21 protein-coding genes are annotated in these 20719 nt (G+C 73.7%); 12 read left to right on the top strand and 9 right to left on the bottom strand.

Annotation, left to right across the window (positions count from 1 at the left end; translation table 11 throughout):
- Positions 1 to 417 precede the first annotated feature (417 nt).
- The 6 genes from uraD (at position 418) to ABZ951_RS03290 (ending at position 6889) form a co-directional block, all read left to right on the top strand.
- The gene (uraD, locus tag ABZ951_RS03315) at positions 418 to 948 is read left to right on the top strand and encodes a 2-oxo-4-hydroxy-4-carboxy-5-ureidoimidazoline decarboxylase (protein WP_344085524.1); all 531 of its coding nucleotides are present in this window, start codon (positions 418 to 420) and stop codon (positions 946 to 948) included.
- Positions 945 to 1316: a hydroxyisourate hydrolase gene (uraH, locus tag ABZ951_RS03310; RefSeq protein WP_344085521.1), complete on the top strand. Its 372-nt coding sequence runs from the start codon at positions 945 to 947 to the stop codon at positions 1314 to 1316. The genes uraD and uraH overlap by 4 nt, the downstream gene beginning before the upstream one ends.
- Before the next feature lie 7 nt (positions 1317 to 1323).
- Entirely contained in the window at positions 1324 to 2229 is a 906-nt protein-coding gene (gene pucL / locus ABZ951_RS03305; RefSeq protein ID WP_344085518.1) for a factor-independent urate hydroxylase, read from the top strand.
- 30 nt (positions 2230 to 2259) lie between these two features.
- The gene (locus ABZ951_RS03300) at positions 2260 to 3639 is read left to right on the top strand and encodes an 8-oxoguanine deaminase (RefSeq protein ID WP_344085515.1); all 1380 of its coding nucleotides are present in this window, start codon (positions 2260 to 2262) and stop codon (positions 3637 to 3639) included.
- A 324-nt stretch (positions 3640 to 3963) separates the two neighbouring features.
- On the top strand, positions 3964 to 5283 hold the full coding sequence (locus ABZ951_RS03295; protein WP_344085724.1) for a nucleobase:cation symporter-2 family protein: 1320 nt from the start codon (positions 3964 to 3966) through the stop codon (positions 5281 to 5283).
- A gap of 85 nt (positions 5284 to 5368) precedes the next feature.
- Positions 5369 to 6889, top strand: a complete 1521-nt coding sequence (locus ABZ951_RS03290; RefSeq protein WP_344085512.1) for a YfcC family protein — start codon at positions 5369 to 5371, stop codon at positions 6887 to 6889.
- 237 nt (positions 6890 to 7126) lie between these two features.
- Here the strand turns inward: ABZ951_RS03290 and aceB are convergent, their stop codons facing one another.
- Both aceB and ABZ951_RS03280 read right to left on the bottom strand, forming a co-directional pair.
- Positions 7127 to 8743, bottom strand: a complete 1617-nt coding sequence (aceB, locus tag ABZ951_RS03285) for a malate synthase A (RefSeq protein ID WP_344085510.1) — start codon at positions 8741 to 8743, stop codon at positions 7127 to 7129.
- 140 nt (positions 8744 to 8883) lie between these two features.
- Positions 8884 to 9504 (bottom strand): NTP transferase domain-containing protein, encoded by a 621-nt coding sequence (locus ABZ951_RS03280; protein WP_344085508.1) that lies wholly within the window; start codon positions 9502 to 9504, stop codon positions 8884 to 8886.
- 172 nt (positions 9505 to 9676) lie between these two features.
- Between ABZ951_RS03280 and ABZ951_RS03275 the strand changes: the two genes are divergently transcribed.
- A complete protein-coding gene (locus ABZ951_RS03275; protein ID WP_344085506.1) occupies positions 9677 to 10048 on the top strand; it encodes a DUF5955 family protein in 372 nt (123 codons plus the stop codon).
- Between the two features lie 13 nt (positions 10049 to 10061).
- Here the strand turns inward: ABZ951_RS03275 and ABZ951_RS03270 are convergent, their stop codons facing one another.
- Positions 10062 to 10862 carry an IclR family transcriptional regulator gene (locus tag ABZ951_RS03270; protein ID WP_344085504.1) on the bottom strand — a complete coding sequence of 267 codons (801 nt, stop codon included), beginning with the start codon at positions 10860 to 10862 and terminating at the stop codon, positions 10062 to 10064.
- A gap of 226 nt (positions 10863 to 11088) precedes the next feature.
- Between ABZ951_RS03270 and allB the strand changes: the two genes are divergently transcribed.
- Together allB and alc are read left to right on the top strand one after the other, a co-directional pair.
- Complete coding sequence (gene allB / locus ABZ951_RS03265) at positions 11089 to 12441, top strand: allantoinase AllB (protein WP_344085501.1); 1353 nt, start codon at positions 11089 to 11091, stop codon at positions 12439 to 12441.
- Positions 12438 to 13574, top strand: a complete 1137-nt coding sequence (gene alc / locus ABZ951_RS03260) for an allantoicase (protein ID WP_344085498.1) — start codon at positions 12438 to 12440, stop codon at positions 13572 to 13574. The genes allB and alc overlap by 4 nt, the downstream gene beginning before the upstream one ends.
- Here alc and ABZ951_RS03255 read toward each other — a convergent pair.
- The 4 genes from ABZ951_RS03255 to ABZ951_RS03240 form a co-directional block, all read right to left on the bottom strand.
- On the bottom strand, positions 13555 to 14109 hold the full coding sequence (locus ABZ951_RS03255; protein WP_344085496.1) for a GNAT family N-acetyltransferase: 555 nt from the start codon (positions 14107 to 14109) through the stop codon (positions 13555 to 13557). The two genes, alc and ABZ951_RS03255, sit on opposite strands and share 20 nt — an antisense overlap.
- Positions 14110 to 14113: 4 nt before the next feature.
- Positions 14114 to 14779, bottom strand: coding sequence for a transcriptional regulator (locus ABZ951_RS03250; RefSeq protein WP_344085493.1), 666 nt, complete (start codon positions 14777 to 14779; stop codon positions 14114 to 14116).
- A 101-nt stretch (positions 14780 to 14880) separates the two neighbouring features.
- Entirely contained in the window at positions 14881 to 15042 is a 162-nt protein-coding gene (locus tag ABZ951_RS03245) for a DUF6126 family protein (protein ID WP_344085489.1), read from the bottom strand.
- Positions 15039 to 15680 (bottom strand): XRE family transcriptional regulator, encoded by a 642-nt coding sequence (locus ABZ951_RS03240; protein ID WP_344085486.1) that lies wholly within the window; start codon positions 15678 to 15680, stop codon positions 15039 to 15041. Before ABZ951_RS03240 ends, ABZ951_RS03245 begins: the two co-directional genes overlap by 4 nt.
- Positions 15681 to 15815: 135 nt before the next feature.
- Between ABZ951_RS03240 and ABZ951_RS03235 the strand changes: the two genes are divergently transcribed.
- Together ABZ951_RS03235 and ABZ951_RS03230 are read left to right on the top strand one after the other, a co-directional pair.
- Positions 15816 to 16238, top strand: coding sequence for a ribonuclease domain-containing protein (locus tag ABZ951_RS03235; protein ID WP_344085483.1), 423 nt, complete (start codon positions 15816 to 15818; stop codon positions 16236 to 16238).
- Between the two features lie 112 nt (positions 16239 to 16350).
- Entirely contained in the window at positions 16351 to 18132 is a 1782-nt protein-coding gene (locus tag ABZ951_RS03230; protein WP_344085480.1) for a coagulation factor 5/8 type domain-containing protein, read from the top strand.
- 33 nt (positions 18133 to 18165) lie between these two features.
- Here ABZ951_RS03230 and ABZ951_RS03225 read toward each other — a convergent pair whose 3' ends face one another.
- Both ABZ951_RS03225 and ABZ951_RS03220 read right to left on the bottom strand, forming a co-directional pair.
- A complete protein-coding gene (locus ABZ951_RS03225; protein ID WP_344085477.1) occupies positions 18166 to 18897 on the bottom strand; it encodes a DUF6875 domain-containing protein in 732 nt (243 codons plus the stop codon).
- A gap of 125 nt (positions 18898 to 19022) precedes the next feature.
- Positions 19023 to 19652 (bottom strand): LysE family transporter, encoded by a 630-nt coding sequence (locus ABZ951_RS03220; protein ID WP_344085474.1) that lies wholly within the window; start codon positions 19650 to 19652, stop codon positions 19023 to 19025.
- 236 nt (positions 19653 to 19888) lie between these two features.
- Between ABZ951_RS03220 and ABZ951_RS03215 the strand changes: the two genes are divergently transcribed.
- Complete coding sequence (locus ABZ951_RS03215; protein WP_344085472.1) at positions 19889 to 20638, top strand: GntR family transcriptional regulator; 750 nt, start codon at positions 19889 to 19891, stop codon at positions 20636 to 20638.
- Positions 20639 to 20719 lie beyond the last annotated feature (81 nt).

Genomic DNA, 20719 nt, shown 5'->3' with positions numbered 1-20719 from the left:
GTGGCCCCGGGCCGGCTCCGGCTCGCGGACGCGCACGAGCGGCGGCAACTGCGGGCCTTGGCCCTGCATCACGAGCGGCAGTGCCGGGGGGTGGCCGTTACCCCGGACAACCCGATACCCGTCCACGCAACCCCGTAGCCGTTCCCTGACCGGGCCCGCCCGTGCGCTTCCCCCGAGGCGGACGGGCGGGCCCTCGCGGCGTCGGCGGCCCCGGCCCGCCCCCTCCTGCCGTACCGGCGCAAGTGGCCACCCCGCCGGTACCGGACCGGGGGTCACGAACTCGTACGAACTGACGACCCATCGGCGGATAGTTTCAACAAACTGTTGACGCCGTGTTTCCAAGGGCGTTAGCTATGCGCAGCCCGTCCCCGTTCGGCGAGCAGCCGAGCTCAGCGAGAAGCGGCCACGGAGGTTCCCGTGACTTCGCGTCCGACGCCGGGGCTCACCCGGCTCAACGCCGCCGAGGACAGCGCGGCCCGCGCCGCACTGCGCACGATCTGCGCCAGTGAGGCATGGGTGACGGCGGTCCTCGCGCGGCGCCCCTACTCCGACACCCGGGCCCTGTGCGCGGCCGGTGACACCGCCACCGCCGCGCTGACGGCCGCGGACCTCGCCGAGGCCATGGCCGGCCACCCACCCATCGGCCGCCCGGAACCGGGCGACCCGCGCTCCGCCCGCGAACAGCGCGGCATGGCGGACGCCCCCGCCGCCCTCCGGGCCGAGATGCTCGAACTCAACCTGGCCTACCAGGAGAGATTCGGGCACGTCTTCCTGATCTGCGCCACCGGCCTCACCGCCGACCGCATGCGGGACGCCCTCCGGCACCGGATCGGCAACACGCCGGAACGCGAACGCGAGATCGTGCGCGAGGAACTCGGGAAGATCAACCGCATCCGGCTCGCCGGACTCGCGGAAGCACCCGACGACGAAGGAGCGCCCCCACCATGAGCAGCGAGAAGCCGGCCGCCTCGGTGTCCACCCACGTCCTGGACACCGCCACCGGCCGTCCCGCCGGCGGCGTCGCCGTCGAGCTGTCCGTACGCCGCGCCGACGGGGCGTGGCACGCGGCCGGGGCGGCGGTGACGGACGCGGACGGGCGCTGCGGGAACCTCCCGGCCCTGCCGGCGGAGGTCACCCACGCACGGCTCGTCTTCGCGGTCGAGCCCTACCTGTCCCGTTCCCAGTCCCGCGAGCGGCGCACGGGCGCGGCGTTCTTCCCCGAGGTGACGGTCGCGTTCGCCGTCGCACCGGGCGAGCACCACCACGTACCGCTGCTGCTCAGCCCGTTCGGCTACTCCGTATACCGAGGGAGCTAGCACCGCCATGACCGTTCTCGGCCAGAACCAGTACGGCAAGTCCGAAGTCCGCGTCCTGAAGGTCACCCGGGACGGCGCCACCCACCACGTCAAGGACCTCAACGTCTCCGTCGCGCTCTCCGGCGACATGGACGAGGTCCACCTCTCCGGCTCCAACGCCCATGTCCTGCCGACCGACACCACCAAGAACACCGTGTTCGCCTTCGCCAAGGAACACGGCATCGCCTCGGCCGAATCGTTCGGCATCCTCCTCGCCCGGCACTTCGTCACCGGCCAGGAGGCCGTCACCTCGGCCCGGATCCGCATCGAGGAGTACGCCTGGCAGCGGATCGACACCCCGGGCGAGGACCGGCACTCCTTCGCCCGCGAGAACCAGGAGACCCGCACCGCGCAGGTCACCTTCGACGGCTCGGGCTGGAGCGTGCTCTCCGGGCTCAAGGACCTGGTGCTGATGAACACCACCGACTCCGAGTTCCACGGCTACGTCAAGGACCGCTACACCACCCTCCCCGAGACCCGGGACCGCATCCTCGCCACCGAGGTGAACGCCCGCTGGCGGCACGCCTGGTGCGACGAGGCCGAACCGGCACCGGACTGGGACGACAGCTACCGCCGCACCCGCGCCCACCTGCTGGCCGCCTTCGCCGGGACCTACTCCTTCTCCCTCCAGCAGACCCTCTACGCCATGGGCGCGGCGGTGATCGACAGCGGCCCGGGGATCGACGAGATCCGCCTCTCGCTGCCCAACAAGCACCACTTCCTGGTCGACCTGGATCCGTTCGGCCTGAAGAACGACACCCCGGACGGCGCCGTCTACTTCGCGGCCGACCGGCCCTACGGCCTCATAGAGGCCACCGTCCTGCGGGACGGCGCCGAGCCCGCCATCCCCGTGGACCTGACGAACCTGCCGTGAACCGCCCCTGAGGACCCGGAGGAATCAGCCGTGGCCGCACCGCAAGACCGCACCGTCATCGAGAACTGCGCCGTCGCCACCGTGGACGCGGCCGACACCGAGTACGCCACGGGCCACATCGTCGTCACCGGCAACCGGATCGAATCGGTGGGCCCCGGCCCCGCGCCCGAGGGCCTCACCCACGTCACCCGCCGCGTCGACGGCACCGGCCACCTGGCCACCCCCGGCCTCGTCAACACCCACCACCACTTCTACCAGTGGCTCACCCGGGGTCTCGCCCAGGAGTCCCACCTCTTCGACTGGCTCGTCGCCCTCTACCCCACCTGGTCGCGCATCGACGAGCCGATGGTGCACGCCGCCGCCCAGGGCTCCCTGGCCATGATGGTCCGCGGCGGCGTCACCACCGCCATGGACCACCACTACGTCTTCCCCCGCGGCGCGGGCGACCTGTTCGGTGCCGAGATCCGCGCCGCCCGCGAGATCGGCGTGCGGTTCAGCCCCACCCGGGGCTCGATGGACCTGGGCGCGTCGGCCGGCGGACTGCCCCCGGACTTCGCGGTGGAGACCACCGAGGCCGCCCTCCTCGCCACCGAAGAGGCGATCGACACCTACCACGACCCGGGCTTCGACTCCATGCTGCGCGTCGGCGTCGCCCCCTGCTCACCGTTCTCCGTCACCACCGAACTGCTGCGCGAGGCCGCCGAATTGGCCCGCCGCAAAGGCGTGCGGCTGCACACCCACGGCTCGGAAACGGTCGAGGAGGAGCAGTTCTGCAAGGAGAAGTTCGGCATGGGCCCCACCGACTACTTCGAGTCCACCGGCTGGCTCGGCGACGACGTGTGGATGGCCCACTGCATCCACATGGCCGACTCCGACATCGCGGCCTTCGCCCGCACCGGCACCGGCGTGGCCCACTGCCCCTCCTCCAACGCCCGGATCGCGGCCGGCACCGCCCGCGTCCCCGACCTCCTCACCGCGGGCGTGCCCGTCGGCCTGGGCGTCGACGGCACCGCCTCCAACGAGTCCGGCGAGCTCCACACCGAGCTGCGCAACGCCCTGCTGATCCACCGCCTCGCCGGCGGCGCGAACGCCCTGAGCGTCCGCCAGGCCCTGCGCCTGGGCACCTACGGCGGCGCCCAGGTCCTGGGCCGGGCCGCCGAGACCGGCTCCCTGGAGCCGGGCAAGCTCGCCGACCTCGTGCTGTGGAAGCTCGACGGCATCGGCCACTCCACCATCGCCGACCCCGTCGCCGCGCTCGTCCTCGGCGCCGCCGCGCCCGTCACCCTCTCGCTGATCGACGGCAGGCCCGTCGTCGAGGACGGCCGTCTGACGACCGTCGACGAGGACGCCGTCGCCCGGACCGCGCGCGAGGAGTCCCGCCGGCTCGCCCGGATCGCCGGCCAGGCGTAGGCACGGCCACCGGACCCGGCTGAGGGGGACGGCCCTCAGCCGGGCCCGTGGGCCCGAGGGGTCCACGGGCAGCGGGCCGGGGCGGGGGCGAACCTCCCACCCCGGCCCGTCCCCTTCCGCACCGCTCCCGCACCCCTCCCGCACCGCTCCCGCACATCGTGCACGTCTCCCATCTCCCGCACCGCCTGGCCTCCCTGAAGCCGTGTCACGTCATCGGCGACACGAAAATCGACAGGAGGAACCTCCGTGGCCGCAGTGCCCAGGTTCACCGCGCGAAGCACCGAGCCGGCAGACCCCGCCGTCCCCGCCCCTCCCGCCCCGCCCGTGCACCCCGTCGACCGCCGGGTCCCGCCGGGCCGGCTGCTCGCGGGCGGCTTCCAGCACGTCGCCGCCAGCTACGCGGGCGTGGTCGCCCCGCCCCTCGTCCTGGGCGCCTACGTCGGGCTCTCCCCGCTGGAGATCACCTTCCTGGTCAGCGCCGCCCTCTTCACCGCGGGCATCGCCACCCTGCTGCAGACGATCGGCTTCTGGAAGGTCGGGGCGCGGATGCCGTTCGTCAACGGCGTCTCCTTCGCGGGCGTCGCCCCCATGCTCGCCATCGCCGACACCCACACCCCCAAGCGGGACGCCCTGCCCGTCATCTTCGGCGCCGTCATGGTGGCCGGCGCGCTCGGCTTCCTCCTCGCCCCCTACTTCTGCAAGCTCGTGCGCTTCTTCCCGCCCGTCGTCAGCGGCACCGTCATCACCCTGATAGGGATCACCCTGCTGCCGGTCTCCTTCGGCTGGATACAGGGCGGGCACCCCGACCGGCCCGCGTCCCTGACCAACCTCGGCCTGGCCGGGGCGACCCTGGTCACCGTGCTGCTCCTGCGGCGGCTGCTGAAGGGCTTCCTCCAGCAGATCGCGATCCTGCTCGGCCTGCTCGCCGGCACCCTGATCGCCCTGCCGGCCGGGGCCGTCGACCTCACCCCCGCCCGGCACGCCGCGCTCGTCGGCTTCCCCGAACCCTTCCACTTCGGCGCACCCCAGTTCGCCCTGTCGGCGATCGTCTCGATGTGCGTGCTGATGCTGGTCTGCATGACCGAGAGCACCGCCGACATGCTGGCGCTCGGCGAGATAGTCGGCCGCGAGGCCGACGAGAAGACCATCGCCGGCGGGCTGCGGGCCGACACCCTCGGCACCGCCCTGAGCCCGCTGTTCAACGGCTTCGCCAACAGCGCCTTCGCCCAGAACGTCGGACTGGTCGCCCTCACCCGGGTGCGCAGCCGCTTCGTGGTCGCCACCTGCGGGCTGATGTTCCTCCTCCTGGGCCTGAGCCCGGTCTTCGCCTCCCTCATCGCCGTCGTCCCCCAGCCGGTGCTCGGCGGTGCGGGCATCGTGCTGTTCGGCACCGTCGCCGCGAGCGGGGTGAACGTCCTGCTCAAAGCTGGCCTGGACCAGGGCGACAACCTGCTCATCGCCGCCGTCTCGCTCGGCATGGGCATGATCCCGGTGGTCTCCCGGACCTTCTACGGCAACACCGCCATCCCCGAGACGCTGAAGATCATCCTGGACTCGGGGGTCAGCGCCGGCTGTCTCACCGCCGTACTCCTCAACCTCGCCTTCCACCACCTCCGGGTGCGCCGACCCGTGCGTGGCGACTAGGGAGAAACTCCGCATTGCGCCACAATCTCCGCAAAGCCCCAGACTGTCGTCGCGGAGAACGCGGAGAGCGGAGAGGTGTGCCGCCGTGGACCAGCAGCCCGAGGGCGGCACGCCCCCCGAGGGGAAGCGGCGCGGCTGCGTCTTCCCCTCCGCGCTGACCGTCCTGGCGCTCGTGACGCTCGCCGTCTGGGCCCTGACCTTCGTCATCCCCTCCGGCACCTACCGGCGCACCGGCGACGGCGACCCCGTCCAGGGCACCTACCACCGCGAGGCCGCCGCGGGGGACTTCCTCCACCGGCTCGGCGACCTCTTCCTGGCCCCGGTCAACGGCCTCTACGGCGTCCGTGACACCCGCACCGGCGAGGTGGCGCCCGACGCGGTGGGCGCGCTCTACGGCAGCGCCGGGGTCTTCCTCTTCGTCCTGGCCATCGGCGCGTTCATCACCGTCGTCTTCGCCACCGGCGCCCTGGACCGGGGCATCGAGCGCCTCGCCCACCGGCTGCGCGAGCGCGGCGCGCTGCTCATCGCCGGCGTCATGGCCGTCTTCTCCCTGCTGGGAACCGTCGAGGGCTTCGCGGAGGAGACGCTGGGCTTCTACGGGCTCATCGTGCCGCTGATGCTGGCGCTGGGCTACGACCGGATGGTCGCCACCGGGACGATCGTCCTCGGCGCGGGCGTCGGTGTCCTCGCCTCGACCGTCAACCCGTTCGCCACCGGGGTGGCCTCGTCGGCCGCCGACGTCTCCCTGGGCGACGGGATCGTGCTGCGCTTCGCGATGTGGTGCGTCCTGACCGCCGTCGCGATCGCCTACGTCGTGCGGTACGCGCACAAGGTCCGCAAAGATCCGGGGCGTTCCCTGGTCGGCTTCCTGCCCGGCGACCGCGAGCTGGCGGCGGAGGCCGCGGAACCTCCCGAGCTGACGGGGCTTCAGAAGGCCGTCCTGGTGGCGGTCGCGCTCGTCTTCACCTTCATGATCTTCTCGGTGATCCCGTGGTCGAGCGCCCTCACGGGCAACTCCGACGCCGAGCCCTACGGCTGGGAACTGGGCTGGTCCTTCGCGCAGTTGGCGGCGCTCTTCCTCGTCGCCGCCGTGCTGATCGGCGTCGTGGCCCGGCTGGGCGAGCAGCGGCTGAGCGCCACCATCGCGCGGGGCGCGGGGGATTTCATCGCCCCCGCGCTGGTGATCGTGCTCGCCCGGGGCGTCACCGCCGTCATGACGAACGCGAAGATCATCGATACCGTGCTGCACGCCGTCGAGGGCGCGGTCTCGGGCGCGCCCTCGGTGGTGTTCGCGATCCTGGTGTTCCTGGTGAACCTGCCGCTCGCGTTCCTGATCCCCTCCACGTCCGGGCACGCCACCCTGGCGATGCCGATCCTCGCGCCGCTCGCCGACTTCGCGGACGTCTCCCGCGCGGTGGTGGTCACCGCCTGGCAGGCGGCGAGCGGGCTGATGAACCTCTGGGTGCCGACGACTGCCGTCATCATGGGCGGGGTGGCGCTGGCGAAGGTGGGGTACGACAAATACTTGCGGTTCGTGTGGCCGCTGCTGGTGGTGCTGGCGGTGTTGATCTGCGGGTTCGTGGCGCTGGGGGCGGCGATCGGCTGAGCGGTTCTGTTGGGCGCGGGTGTGTGTTGACTGCGGGTGCGGTGGGGCTGGGCGCGCCGGGTGCCATTGTCTGCGGGTGCGTTGGGGCTGGGCGCGCAGTTCCCCGCGCCCCCTTGGGGGCGCGGCTGAACCGCGTCGGGCTTCGGCAGGCGCGGTGAGCGTGTCGTCTGCCGGTGCGCCGTGGTCGGTCGCGCAGTTCCCCGCGCCCCTTCGGGGCGTGGGCACCGCCTCGGCTTCTCAGTCCAGGAGCGCGTACGCGGGCAGCGTCAGGAATTCCGCGTAGTCCTCGTCCAGGGCGACCTTCAGCAGCAGGTCGTGCGCCTCCTGCCACCGGCCGGACGCGAAGGCCGCCTCCCCGGCCTCCTCGCGGATCGCCGCGAGTTCCCGTGCGGCGACCTCGCGGGCGAGGCCGGCCGTGGCCGTCTCGCCGTTGTCGAAGACCACCCCCGCGTCGATCCACTGCCAGATCTGCGAGCGGGAGATCTCGGCGGTGGCCGCGTCCTCCATCAGGTTGAAGATGGCCACGGCGCCCCGGCCCCGCAGCCACGCCTCGATGTACCGCAGGCCGACCGCCACGGCGTTGCACAGCCCCTCGAACGTCGGTTTCGCCTCCAGCGAGTCGACGGCGATCAGCTCGGCGGCGCTCACCCGGACGTCCTCGCGCAGCCGGTGCTTCTGGTGCGGACGGTCGCCGAGGACCGCGTCGAAGGAGGCGCGGGCGATCGGCACCAGGTCCGGGTGGGCGACCCAGGAGCCGTCGAAACCGTCGCCCGCCTCACGGTCCTTGTCCGCCCTGACCTTCTCGAACGCGGCCTCGTTGACCTTCGCGTCCTTGCGCGAGGGGATGAACGCCGCCATCCCGCCGATGGCGTGCGCGCCGCGCTTGTGGCAGGTGCGCACCAGCAGTTCGGTGTACGCGCGCATGAACGGCGCCGTCATCGTCACCGCGTTGCGGTCGGGCAGGACGAACTTCGGGCCCGCGTCACGGAAGTTCTTGATGAGCGAGAAGAGGTAGTCCCAGCGGCCGGCGTTGAGCCCCGAGGCGTGCTCGCGCAGCTCGTAGAGGATCTCCTCCATCTCGTACGCGGCGGTGATCGTCTCGATCAGCACGGTCGCGCGGACGGTGCCGCGCGGGATGCCCGTGTACTCCTGTGCGAAGACGAAGATGTCGTTCCACAGCCGCGCTTCCAGGTGTGACTCGGTCTTGGGGAGGTAGAAGTACGGTCCCTTGCCGAGGTCGAGGAGGCGCCGGGCGTTGTGGAAGAAGTAGAGGCCGAAGTCGACCAGCGCGCCGGGCACGGGCCGCCCGTCCACGGTGACGTGCCGCTCGTCCAGATGCCAGCCGCGCGGCCGCACCACGGGGGTGGCGAGCTCTTCGGCCGGGCGCAGCGCGTAGGACTTGCCCCGGGCGTCGGTGAAGTCGATGCGGCGCTCGAAGGCGTCGATCAGGCTCAGCTGGCCCCCGACGACGTTCTCCCAGGTGGGGGAGGAGGCGTCCTCGAAGTCGGCGAGCCAGACGCGGGCGCCCGAGTTCAGGGCGCCCACGGTCATCTTCCGGTCGGTCGGCCCGGTGATCTCCACCCGGCGGTCCTCCAGGGCGGGCGGCGCGGGGGCCACCCGCCAGCTGTCGTCCGCGCGGATGTGCGCGGTCTTCGGGAGGAAGTCCAGGGTGCTGCTCCGGGCGATCTCGGCGCGGCGCGCGGCGCGCCGGGCGAGCAGTTCGTCGCGGCGGCCGGTGAAGCGGCGGTGCAGCTCGGCGAGGAAGGCGAGCGCCCCGTCCGTCAGTACCTCCTCCTGCCGCTCGACGGGCGGGGCGTCGACGGTGGCCAGCGGGGACGGCGCTGGTGCGGACATGGGCGCTCACTCCTTCGGCAGGGCGGCACGCAGTGCCGCACGGCTTCTGACCAGTGGAGAATAGTTTTCTCATGGTGGAAGTTCAATGGGGCGGCGAGCTCCCGGGGCGCGCGGAAGGCTCCCGGTGCCACTCCCGGGCCTCAGTCGAGGAGGGTCAGATCGGCCGGGGTGTCGATGTCGTCCGGGGCCGCGACATCCGCGCACTCGACGAGCGTGAGGCCGCCGGCGTGCTCCCGCAGGTACGCCCGCGCCCCGCGGTCACCCGCGGCCGCCCGGACGACACCCGCCCAGTGCTCCCGGCCGAGCAGCACCGGATGGCCGCGCTCGCCCGCGTACGAGGCCGCCGCGAGCCCCGCGCCCGCCCGGTGCGCGGCCACCAGCCGGGCGACGGCCGCCGCGCCGATCCCCGGCTGGTCCACCAGGGACACCAGGGCCGCGGAGGCGTCCGTGGCCGCCAGCGCCGCGAGGCCCTCCCGCAGCGAGGACCCCATGCCCTCGGCCCAGCCGCGGTTGTGCACCAAGGTGCATCCCCGCAGCTCCGCCCGTGCCCTCACCTCTGCCGCCGCCGCGCCCAGCACCACGCACACCGGTGCGCAGCCCCCTTCGCGCAGCGCCCGTGCCGCGTGCTCGACCAGCGGCCGGCCCCGGTGGGCCAGCAGCGCCTTGGGCCGTCCGCCCAGCCGCCGTCCGCCGCCCGCGGCCAGCAGCAGCCCGGCGACGGGAGCGGCCGCGTCGTCTGTCGTGCCCGTAGTGCGCGTCATGGATCCTGCATACCGCATGGGCCCCGTTCCCCCGGGACCGGCCGTCGCGTCACCCGTGCGTGCCAAGTACGGACTCAATTTCGCTGTGCGTATAGCGCGCTCTACGGAAAGTGCGTTAACTGATCCGCGCGAGCGTGGGAGGGGGAGTGTCGTGGCGGAAGGCGCCGTAGTGGTGGAAGAGAAGCGTGTGGGACGCATCGGCCGGGACCCGAGAGTGGAGGAGCTGCGTGACGCGGTGTCCCGGCTGCGCCGGGCCCTCGCGGCCCACCCCGCCCTGTTACCCGACCGGGACGCCGCCGAGGACGAACTCGCCGCCCTGGACGCGATGGTGTGCGCGGGCCGCCCCGAAGTGCCCCGGCTGCGCCGCTCCCTGCTCCTGGTGGCGGGTGCCGTGGGCTCGGTGAGCGCCCTGGCCCCGGCCCTCGGCGAGGTCCGGGCAGCGGTGGACCGCTTCGGCGAGGCGCCCCGCCCGGCCCGCCCCGCTCCGGGGGAGGCCGGCGAACACCGGGTGCCGAGCCCCCGGGAGGCGCCCGGCGGGTCGTGAGGGCCCCGCGCCGTCAGGCGGTCCCGGTGCCGGCCGCGCCGGTGCTGATCAGGGTCGCCGACAGTTCGGCGGCCGCCTGCTGGAGCAGCGGGACGAAGCGGTCCCGGGCCGTGTCCGTGACCCGACCCGCCGGGCCGGAGATGGAGATGGCCGCGCAGGTGGGGGAGTTCGGCACCGGCACCGCGAGACAGCGGACCCCGATCTCCTGCTCGTTGTCGTCGACCGCGTAACCGCTCTCCCGCACCCGGGCCAGCGCCTCCAGGAACCCGTCGGGCGTGGTGATGGTCTTCTCGGTCGCCGCGGGCATGCCCGTCCGGGCGAGCAGCGCGCGCACCTCGTCGTCGGGGCTCTGCGCGAGCAGCGCCTTGCCCACACCCGTGGTGTGCGGCAGCACCCGCCGGCCGACCTCGGTGAACATCCGCACCGAGTGCCGCGAGGGCACCTGGGCCACGTAGACGACCTCGTCGCCGTCGAGCAGCGCCATGTTGGCGGTCTCGCCGGTCTCCTCCACCAGGCGGGCCAGATGCGGGCGGGCCCAGGTGCCCAGCAGCCGGGAGGAGCTCTCGCCGAGCCGGATCAGCCGGGGCCCCAGCGCGTACCGGCGGTTGGGCTGCTGGCGCACGTAACCGCACGCCACCAGCGTGCGCATCAGCCGGTGGATGGTGGGCAGCGGCAGCCCGCTGCTCGTGGAGAGCTCGCTCAGGCCCACCTCGCCGCCCGCGTCGGCCATCCGCTCCAGCAGGTCGAAGGCACGCTCAAGGGACTGGACGCCTCCACTGGGCGAGGCGGAGCGGGGCTCGGCGGACGAGGGCACGGTGCGGTCCTTCCGGGACGGGGGTGGCAGCAGCCTACCGGGCCCGGGCCCGGTGGCCCCGTCCCGTTCCGTCAAGTGGTATCGGCCCTCTGCTCTGCGGAAACACCCGGGCCCCTCGGGTGATCGGCCGGAGGGTCTTGACGTGTACGGGACGCAGCAGAAGACTGCGGGCACCCGATTCAACAGAACGTTGAAATTCTGGCTCGACAGAGACCGAGGAGGGCGTGTGTCCGCAGCGGAACCGGTGCACCTGGTCCTGCGCTCCACGCGCGTCGTCACCCCGCGCGGCACCCGCGCCGCGTCCGTCGCCGTCGCCGGCCGCCGGATCGCCGCGGTACTGCCCCACGGGGCCCCGCCACCGCCCGGAGCGGCCGTCGAGGACCTCGGGGACGACGTCCTGCTCCCCGGCCTCGTCGACACCCACGTCCACGTGAACGACCCCGGCCGCACCGAGTGGGAGGGCTTCCGGACCGCCACCCGCGCCGCCGCGGCCGGAGGCATCACCACGCTCGTCGACATGCCCCTCAACAGCCTCCCGCCCACCACCACTGTCGCGAACCTGCGCGTCAAACAGGAGGTGGCCCGGCCCGCCGCCCACGTCGACGTGGGCTTCTGGGGCGGGGCCCTGCCCGGCAACGTGGCCGACCTCCGCCCCCTGCACGACGCCGGCGTCCTCGGCTTCAAATCGTTCCTCTCACCGTCCGGCGTCGAGGAGTTCCCGCACCTCGGCCCCGGCGACCTGGCGGCCGTCGCCGCCGAGATCGCCGGATTCGGCGGGCTGCTCATCGTCCACGCCGAGGACCCCGCCCGCCTCGACGCGGCCCCGCCGCCCGGCGGCCCGCGCTACGCCGACTTCCTCGCCTCCCGCCCCCGCGCCGCCGAGAACGACGCCGTCACCGGGCTGATTTCCGTGGCCCGGCGGCTGGGCGCGCGGGTGCACATCCTCCACCTCTCCTCCTGCGACGCGCTGCCCGCCATCGCCGCCGCGAAGGCCGAGGGGGTGGCGGTCACCGTCGAGACCTGCCCGCACTTCCTGACCCTGACCGCCGAAGAAGTGCCCGACGGCGCCACCGAGTTCAAGTGCTGCCCGCCCATCCGCGAGGCGGCCAACCAGGACGCCCTCTGGGCGGGCCTGGCCGACGGAACCCTCGACTGCGTCGTCTCCGACCACTCGCCCTGCACCACCGCCCTCAAGGTCCCCGACTTCGGCGCCGCCTGGGGCGGCATCTCCTCCCTCCAACTGGGCCTGCCCGCCGTCTGGACCGCGGCCCGCGAGCGCGGGCACACCCTCGCCGACGTGGCCCGCTGGATGTCCTTTGCCCCCGCCGCCCTCGCCGGCCTGCACCACAAGGGCGCGATCGAAGCGGGCCGCGACGCCGACTTCGCCGTCCTCGCCCCCGACGAGACCTTCACCGTCGACCCGGCCGCCCTCCACCACCGCAACCGCGTCACCGCCTACGCCGGAAAGACCCTGTACGGCGTCGTGCGGTCCACCTGGCTGCGCGGCCGCCGGATCGCCGGCCCCGGCGCGGTCGCCGAACCCACCGGCCTCCTCCTCGAAAGGCAGCCCCACGCATGAGCGGCATACCCCGGTTCACCGGCGACGCGCGCCCCTACCCCGGCGGCGACCCGTACGCCGACTACCGCACCGCCGACTTCCCCTTCGCCCACCTGCCCGACCTCGCCGACCGGCGGCTGGGCGCCTCCGTCGTCGCCGCCAACGACGAGTTCTTCGCCGAACGGGAGAACCTGCTGATACCGGGCCCCGCCCGCTTCGACCCCGAACGCTTCGGCCACAAGGGCAAGATCATGGACGGCTGGGAGACCCGACGCCGGCGCGGCGCCGACGCCGGCACGCCGCACCCCGCCGACGACGACCACGACTGGGCGCTCGTCCGGCTCGGGGTGCCCGGCGCCGTCCACGGCATCGTCGTCGACACCGCCCACTTCCGCGGCAACCACCCCGGGGCCGTCAGCGTCGAGGGCACCTGCCTGGCGGGCACGCCCTCGCCCGGGGAACTGCTCGCCGCCGACGTGCCGTGGACGACCCTCGTCCCCCGCACCCCCGTCGGCGGGCACGCCGCCAACGGCTTCGCCGTGCGCGCCCGGCAGCGCTTCACCCACCTGCGCCTCAACCAGCACCCCGACGGCGGCATCGCCCGGCTGCGCGTCCACGGCGAGGCCCGGCCCGACCCGCGGTGGCTCGCCGCCCTGGGCACCTTCGACCTCGCCGCCCTGGAGAACGGCGGCCACGCCGAGGACGCCTCCGACCGCTTCTTCTCCTCGCCGGTCAACAGCATCCACCCCGGCCGCTCCCACAGGATGGACGAGGGCTGGGAGACGCGCCGCCGCCGCGACAGCGGCCACGACTGGGTGCGCTACCGCCTCGCCGGCCGGTCGGTGCTGCGGGCCGTCGAGATCGACACCGGCTGCTACAAGGGCAACTCCGCCGGCTGGGCGGCCCTCTTCACCCTCGACGCCACCACCGGCGCCGACCCCACCGACCACACCACCGGCTGGACGCCCCTCCTGCCCCGTACCCGCCTCCAGCCCGACACCGTCCACCGCTTCCCGCTGACGGACAGCCCCCAGGCCCCTCCCGCCACGCACGTCCGCGTCGACATCTACCCCGACGGCGGCATCGCCCGGCTCCGCGTCCACGGCTCCCTCACCGAGGAGGGCAGGCGGCGGCTCACAGCGAACGGCTCATGAACAGCGCCTGCTCGCCCTCCGACGCCGTGCCCGTATAGAGGGAGGTGTCCAGGCCGCACAGCGCGAAGCCCATCCGGCGGTACGCCCGCACCGCCGGGGCGTTGACGCTCGTGACCTCCAGCCACGCGGTGCGCGCGCCCAGCGCCCGCCCGTGGTCCAGTGCCCGGCTCATCAGGGCACTGCCGACGCCCCGGCCGCGGTGCTCCGGAGCCACCCGCACATCGGCGATCACCAGGCGCCGGTTCCACCGCGCGTACTCCACGGTGACGGCACCGCACACCGCGCCGGTGGCGTCGCAGGCGACGACGGTGTGACCACCGGTCTCCTCCCCGGCGTCTCCGGTGGCTTCTTCGGCCGGGAAGACCTTCCGCAGCGGCGGGTCCACGGCCACCTCCCGCAGCGTGAACCCCGTCTCAGCAGCCGTCACTTCGAGCACGAAGGAGGTCGTGAAGGAGTTGTCGATCCCCTCGATGTCCTTCTCTTCCCCGGGGCGCGCGGTCCGGTAGGTCATCGCGGGCTGTTCGATACGCGGCATGCCGTCACGGTACAGCGAGGCCGTCCCAGAACATCAGCTCGTACGACTGGAGCAGCCGCCCGTAGCGGTGCGCCAGGCGCTCCGAGAGCACCCCGGCGTCCAGCCCCGCCCGCACCGCCGCCAGCGCCTCCTCGTGGGCCTGGGGGGCGGGCTCGGCGAAGAAGTCGAAGAAGGCGCAGGCCCGGTCGTCGAAGCCGTAGTGGGTGCGCAGCGCCCGGCCGACGGTGGCGCAATAGCCCGCCCAGGCGGCGAAGTTGGCGGTCAGGGCCACCACCGCGTCGGCGGGCTCGGCACCGAGCGCGAGATGGGCCGCGTACGCGGGATACGCCTGGCACGCGGGCCGCGGCTCGTGCGCGGCCACCGCCGCCGCGTCCAGGCCGCAGGCGGCCGCCAGCGCGCCGAGCCGCTCCAGCGCCTCGTCCTCGCCGCGGGCGAGGGAGAGGGAGGAGAAGTACGCGGCGACAGCCGGCAGCGGTGCGGCCCGTCCGGCCAGGTGGAGGAAGCTGCGGCGGTCGGCGGTGATGACGTGGTGCTGTTCCAGGGCGAAGGCGCTGATCACCTCGCGGGGCGCCTCGCCCGCCGCGAGCGCGGGGACGAGGTGGTTCGCCCCGCCCTCCGGCGCGAGGGCGCGCGCCGCGTCCGCCAGGACGTCCCGGGCCGTACGAGCCATCGTCTGAAGCCTTTCCGCCGCCGGTGGGCCACCTCTCGACCAGGCTCCCAGAAGATCGCGCGGGCGGTGGGGTCCCGCGCGCGCCGGCCCCCGGCGAGGCATCAGCCCCCGGCGAGATAGAAGAGCATGAACAGGAAGGCCGCGAAGAAGTGGACGGCGACCAGATAGATGATCACTCGGACCGTCATGCCCATCGGGGCCCGGTCCTCCTCGTTCATCGGTGTCCGGCCGGGCACGGCCGCCTCGGGTGCTGAGTCGTTCACGGCATTCCCCTTCGAGTCTGAGCGGCGCCCCCGAGGCACAGCTCGGTCGCGCCGCTCTGCAGCAGCGTGTGCATGAACAGCAGGTCCACCCCGCCGCCGGAGGCCGCGGCGATGCGGTGCGGGGTGAGCGAGTCGAAGTGCGCGGCGTCCCCGGGGTCCAGCAGGTGGGCGGTCCCGCCGAGGGTGAGGCGCAGCCGCCCGGTGAGGACGTACAGCCACTCCTCGCCGGGGTGGACCCGCACCAGCTCCGCCTGCCCGGCCGACTGCGGCGGGACGTGCAGCCGCAGGGCCTGCATCGCGTGCCCCGAGCCGCCGGCCCGCCAGTAGGTCCAGCCGCCGGCCTCCTGCGGCTCCATGCGGCCGCCCCGCACGATGGGATCCTGCTCGGGGAGGACCTCGCCCAGCAGGTCGGATACCGTCGTGGCGTAGGTGCGCGCGAGCGTCAGCAGCATCGGCAGCGAGGGCGTCCGCCGGCCGGTCTCCAGCCGGGAGAGGTGCGCGGGCGACAGCCCGACCCGCCCGGCCGCGGCCTCCAAGGTCAGGCCACTGCGTTTGCGCAGGTCACGCAGGCGCGGGGCGACGGCGGGCAGATCGTCTCCCCCGGGGCTGTCGGCGGGTGGCTCGGGCGGCTGGCTCATGGTTCCGGTATAGCCGGGCCCGTGCCTCAGAGGCAAAAGATTTGCCTCTGAGGCAAATTCGTAGATCCGGTGAACGCCTGGGGAACACTTCATGCTTGTCGTTGACATGTCATATTCACGCGGCATGCTGGCCCCATGAGCAACCCCCCACGCTTCGCGCGCACGAGCGCCCTGGCCGCCCTGGCCGCGGCGCTGCTGCTCGGCGGCCCCGCGGTCGCCGCCTCGCCCGCCTCCGCCTCGCCCGCCGTCTCCTCGACCGTCACCGTGAAGGCCGTCGGTGACATCTGTTACTCGAAGCTGCCGTCCCAGGCCCACGACACCCTGCGGCTCATCGCCTCCGGCGGCCCCTACCCCTACCCCAAGGACGGGACCGTCTTCTCCAACCGCGAGGGCGTGCTGCCCGCGAACAGCAGCGGCTACTACCACGAGTACACGGTGAAGACCCCCGGCTCCCCGGACCGCGGAGCCCGACGCATCGTCACGGGACAGAAGAGCCAAGAGGATTACTACACGGCCGACCACTACCGGACGTTCGACCTCGTCAACCGGTCCTGCTGACCGGATCCCGCTCCCCGGGCGCGTGCCCGGTGCCTGACCTGGCGTCACACAAATGAGTCCGCCTCCGTCCCGCCGTCACCCGTGACGGCGGGACGTCCGCTTTAATGCCCCCGTGGGAATCCGGACCGCACACCCCCGGCCGCGCCGCGCCCTCCTTCCGACCGCTCTCGTGGCCACGGCCGCCTGCCTGGCGCTGTCCCAGGCGCCCGCCGCGTCCCCGCCGGTGCCCGCCGGGCCGCCCCCGCCGGCGGCCGGCACCCCCGACCTGGGCCCCGACGTCACCGTCTTCGACCCCTCGATGCCCAGGGCCGCCGTGCAGCGGGAGGTGGACGCGGTGTTCCGGCGGCAGGAGCGCGACGAGTTCGGCACCGGCCGCAGAGCCCTGCTGTTCAAGCCGGGGGCCTACGACGTGGACGTCGGCGTCGGCTACTACACCCAGGTCGCCGGGCTGGGCCTGGCACCCGACGACGTCACCGTCAAGGGCGCCGTCCACGCCGAGGCCGACTGGTTCCAGGGCAACGCCACCCGGAACTTCTGGCGCGCCGCCGAGAATCTCTCGGTCACCCCCGCCTCCGGCGCCGACCGCTGGGCCGTCTCCCAGGCCGCCCCCTACCGCCGCATGCACGTGCGCGGCGACCTGGCCCTCGACGACGGCGGCTGGTCCAGCGGCGGCCTCATCGCCGACTCCCGGATCGACGGGCAGGTCCGCTCCGGCACCCAGCAGCAGTGGCTCTCGCGCGACAGCGCGTTCGGCGGCTGGTCCGGCGCCGTCTGGAACATGGTCTTCGTCGGCGTGCGCAACGCGCCTCCCGGCACCTACCCCCGCCCGCCGCACACCCGGATCGACCGCACCCCCGCCGTCCGCGAGAAGCCGTTCCTCCACATCGACCGGGCGGGCGGCTACCACGTCTTCGTCCCCGCCCTCCGCAGGAACACCCGCGGCACCACCTGGGACGGCGGAGCCCGCGGGCCCGGCACCTCGCGCCCGATCGGCCGGTTCTTCGTCGTCAGGCCCGGCACCGGCGCCGCCCGCGTCGAGGCGGAACTCGCGCGCGGCAAGGACCTCCTGATCACCCCCGGCATCCACCGCCTCGACCGCACCCTGCGCGTCACCCGCCCCGGCACGGTCGTCCTCGGTCTGGGCCTGGCCACCCTCGTCCCGCCGCCCGGTCGCCCGGCGCTGACCGTCGCCGACGTGGACGGGGTGCGGATCGCCGGACTGCTCGTGGACGCCGGGCCCGCCGGCTCGCCCGCTCTGATGGAGATCGGTCCCCCCGGCGCCGCACGCCGCCACGGCGCCGACCCCGTCTCCCTCCACGACGTGTTCTTCCGCGTCGGCGGCGCGGGCGCCGGGAAGGCCGCGCGGAGCCTGGTCGTCAACAGCTCGGACGTCATCGGCGACAACCTCTGGCTGTGGCGCGCCGACCACGGACGCGGCGTCGGCTGGAGCGTCAACACCGCCGCCGAGGGCCTCGTCGTCAACGGCGACGGCGTGACGGTGTACGGGCTGTTCGTCGAGCACTACCAGCGCCACCAGACCCTGTGGAACGGCGACGACGGCCGGACGTACTTCTTCCAGAACGAACTGCCCTACGACCCGCCCGGCCAGGCCGCGTGGCGGGACGGCACCCGCGACGGCTACCCGGCCTACAAGGTCGCCCCGTCGGTGACCCGCCACGAGGCGTGGGGGCTGGGCAGCTACTGCAACTTCGAGGCGGACCCGGGCGTCACCGCCGACCGGGCCTTCGAGGTGCCCCGGGCCCCCGGCGTGCGCCTGCGCCACCTGGTCACCGTGTCACTCGGCGGGCAGGGCACCATCCGGCACGTCGTCAACGGCACGGGCGGCCCGTCCGACGCCCGCACCGGCGTCGCGCACCTCACCGCCTATCCGTAACCGCCTATCCGTCTATCCGTAGCCGGGCCCGGCTCAGCCCGGCGGCTGACCCAGCTCGGTCCGGGCCCGGGCCAGCTCCCGCCGGGCCCGTTCCCTGGCCTCGGGGCTCGCCGACGGCTGGTGTTCGAGGAACGAGGCCACGAAGCGGGCGCGCCGGGCGGCCGGGTAGCGCTCCTCGGCCAGGAACGGCAGGTCGTTGCCCACCATGCTGCGGGCCACGAGCAGCGGGACGTCGCAGTGCAGCGGCCGGAAGTCGGGGTTGTGCAGCCCGGGCCCCGGGTGGCCGGGGAAGAACTCGCCGAGCATCATGCCGTCGGCGACGAACCCGGGCTTGCAGCGGTCGTGCACCCGCACGACGGTCTCGGCCGGCACCCCGGCCAGCACCAGGACGATCGTCTTGTCCACGGTGTGCGGGCCGCTGCGCGGCTCCATGGCCAGCCACTGCTCCTTGAGCGCGGCGACGGCCGCCGTCAGACCGGCCTCGTCGGCCACGGGCGGCTCGGCGAGGGCGAAGCGGATCAGGTCCAGGCGCTGGGCCAGCGGGACGAACGGGCAGACGGCGCCCCGGCGCCCGAGGTCGGGGTGCGGCCGGGCGACGTGGTCGTCGACCCAGTCGTGGACCGGGCGGAGCCCGCTGTGGGCCGCGGCTGCCCGCTGGTCGTAGAGGCGGATGAGGGAAGAAGGGGAGGGGCGGGAGGAGGGGCCCCGCGCGCGGGTGCCGTGAGTGGGGTGGGCGTGGTCGTTCTGTCCGGTGCCATGGCTCATGGTGCGTCCCCCTGTCGTGCTGTCCGACATCTACGGAAACCGGCCGGACCGGTGACCGGGTTGAGCGCCCCGGGCAAAATCGCCCGTTCGGGTCAGTGCCGAGGTGTCCTTGAGGACCGGCGCGGCTACGCCGACAGCGCCGAGCCGAACTCCACCAGGAGCAGGGCGGAGGCCGCCAGGAGCAGCACCCCGGCGCAGGCCAGCAGCAGCCGGTAACCCCGGGTGCCGATGCGGTGGCGGGCGCGGGAGACCAGCACGGCGAGCGCCGCCTTGCTGCCCACCAGCAGGGCGTAGAAGCCGAACAGGAAGCTTCCGGCACCCGGCGGCCCGTGCCGCCACGCCGCCACCAGCAGCGGCCCGCCGGTCGTCAGCCAGAACATCCAGGGGTGCGGGCTGAGGAGATTGACCAGGGCCCCCTGCCAGAGCGTCCGCCGGCCCGCCCGCCGCGCCTGCGCGCCGTCCTCGGCGGCCGGGACCTCCGCCGTGCGGGCGTCACGCAGGGTGGTGAAGGCCAGCCAGGCCAGGAACAGCCCGCCGAGCACCCCGCCCACGGAGATCGCCCGACCGGGCAGCACGGCCAGGACGGTCACGGCCAGGACGATGACCGGCAGGTCGGTGAGCAGGGGGACCGCCGCCACCCGCAGGCCCACGCCGAGCCCGCCGCGCAGCGTCCCCGAGAGCACCAGGGCGAGCAGGGGGCCCGGGCTGATTCCCGCGCTGAAGCCCAGCGCGACCCCCAGGGCCAGCTCTTCCACGGCGTCGCCTCCTCCGGCCCGCCCCGCGCACGGATCGCGCGCGGCCGATATCAAGAGAAATCTCACGAATCGGCGATAAGTGTGTTGAGTTCTGTATTGCACAGGACGCGAGGACGGGGCGCGGGGTTGACGCCGCCGTCACCCGTTCCGGTCAGCCCACCCGCGGGCTGTACTCATGTCCGGACAATCTGACCTCCGAACTTCCCGTCATCCGGCCCCACGGCTACGCTCCCAGCGTGGCGACCCACCGATCCCTCCAGTTCAGCCTGGACCGCAGCAGCCCCGTCCCGCTCTACTACCAGCTGTCCCAGCAGCTCGAAGCGGCGATCGAGCAGGGCGCGCTCGCGCCCGGCAGCCTCCTCGGCAACGAGATCGACCTCGCCGCCCGGCTGGGCCTGTCCCGGCCCACCGTCCGGCAGGCCATCCAGTCGCTGGTGGACAAAGGTCTCCTCGTCCGCCGCCGGGGCGTGGGTACCCAGGTACTGCACAGCCAGGTCAAACGCCCCCTGGAGCTCAGCAGTCTCTACGACGACCTCGAAGCCGCCGGGCAGCAGCCCGCCACCCACGTGCTGCGCCACGTCGTCGAGCCCGCCGGCGCGCAGGTCGCCGCCGCCCTCGGGGTCGCCGAGGGGGCCGAGGTCGTGCTGGTCGAGCGGCTGCGCCTCGCCCACGGCGAGCCCATGGCCCACCTGCGCAACCACCTGCCGGTCGGCCTGCTCGACCTCGGCGGCGACCAGCTGGCGGAGACCGGCCTCTACCGGCTGATCCGCGCCGCGGGCATCACCCTGCACAGCGCCCGCCAGACGGTCGGAGCCCGGGCCGCGACCGCCGAGGAGGGCGAGCGGCTCGCCGAGCCGGAGGGCGCGCCGCTGCTGACGATGGAGCGGACGACCTACGACGACACCGGGCGCGCGGTGGAGTTCGGCTCGCACGTCTACCGGGCGTCGCGCTATGCGTTTGATTTTCAGCTGCTCGTCCGGCCGTAGGGTCTGTCGTTGCCGCCTGCGGCGGCGAGCGCCCTGCGGGCGCGCCGACGGGTCGTCGTAGTGCGTGTAGTAGAGGTCGAT

Source organism: Streptomyces sp. NPDC046215, from assembly GCF_040646215.1.
Lineage (GTDB): Bacteria > Actinomycetota > Actinomycetes > Streptomycetales > Streptomycetaceae > Streptomyces > Streptomyces stramineus.
Note: the sequence above shows the minus strand (reverse complement) of the source record. Positions and strands in the feature narration are given on the sequence as shown.

Coding starts and splice junctions, on each gene's coding strand:
- uraH (WP_344085521.1), top strand. CDS start 945: ATGAGCAGCGAGAAGCCGGCCGCCTCGGTGTCCACCCACGTCCTGGAC.
- ABZ951_RS03235 (WP_344085483.1), top strand. CDS start 15,816: ATGAGCAACCCCCCACGCTTCGCGCGCACGAGCGCCCTGGCCGCCCTG.
- pucL (WP_344085518.1), top strand. CDS start 1,324: ATGACCGTTCTCGGCCAGAACCAGTACGGCAAGTCCGAAGTCCGCGTC.
- alc (WP_344085498.1), top strand. CDS start 12,438: ATGAGCGGCATACCCCGGTTCACCGGCGACGCGCGCCCCTACCCCGGC.
- ABZ951_RS03250 (WP_344085493.1), bottom strand. CDS start 14,779: ATGGCTCGTACGGCCCGGGACGTCCTGGCGGACGCGGCGCGCGCCCTC.
- ABZ951_RS03280 (WP_344085508.1), bottom strand. CDS start 9,504: ATGACGCGCACTACGGGCACGACAGACGACGCGGCCGCTCCCGTCGCC.
- ABZ951_RS03240 (WP_344085486.1), bottom strand. CDS start 15,680: ATGAGCCAGCCGCCCGAGCCACCCGCCGACAGCCCCGGGGGAGACGAT.
- aceB (WP_344085510.1), bottom strand. CDS start 8,743: ATGTCCGCACCAGCGCCGTCCCCGCTGGCCACCGTCGACGCCCCGCCC.
- ABZ951_RS03225 (WP_344085477.1), bottom strand. CDS start 18,897: ATGAGCCATGGCACCGGACAGAACGACCACGCCCACCCCACTCACGGC.
- ABZ951_RS03255 (WP_344085496.1), bottom strand. CDS start 14,109: ATGCCGCGTATCGAACAGCCCGCGATGACCTACCGGACCGCGCGCCCC.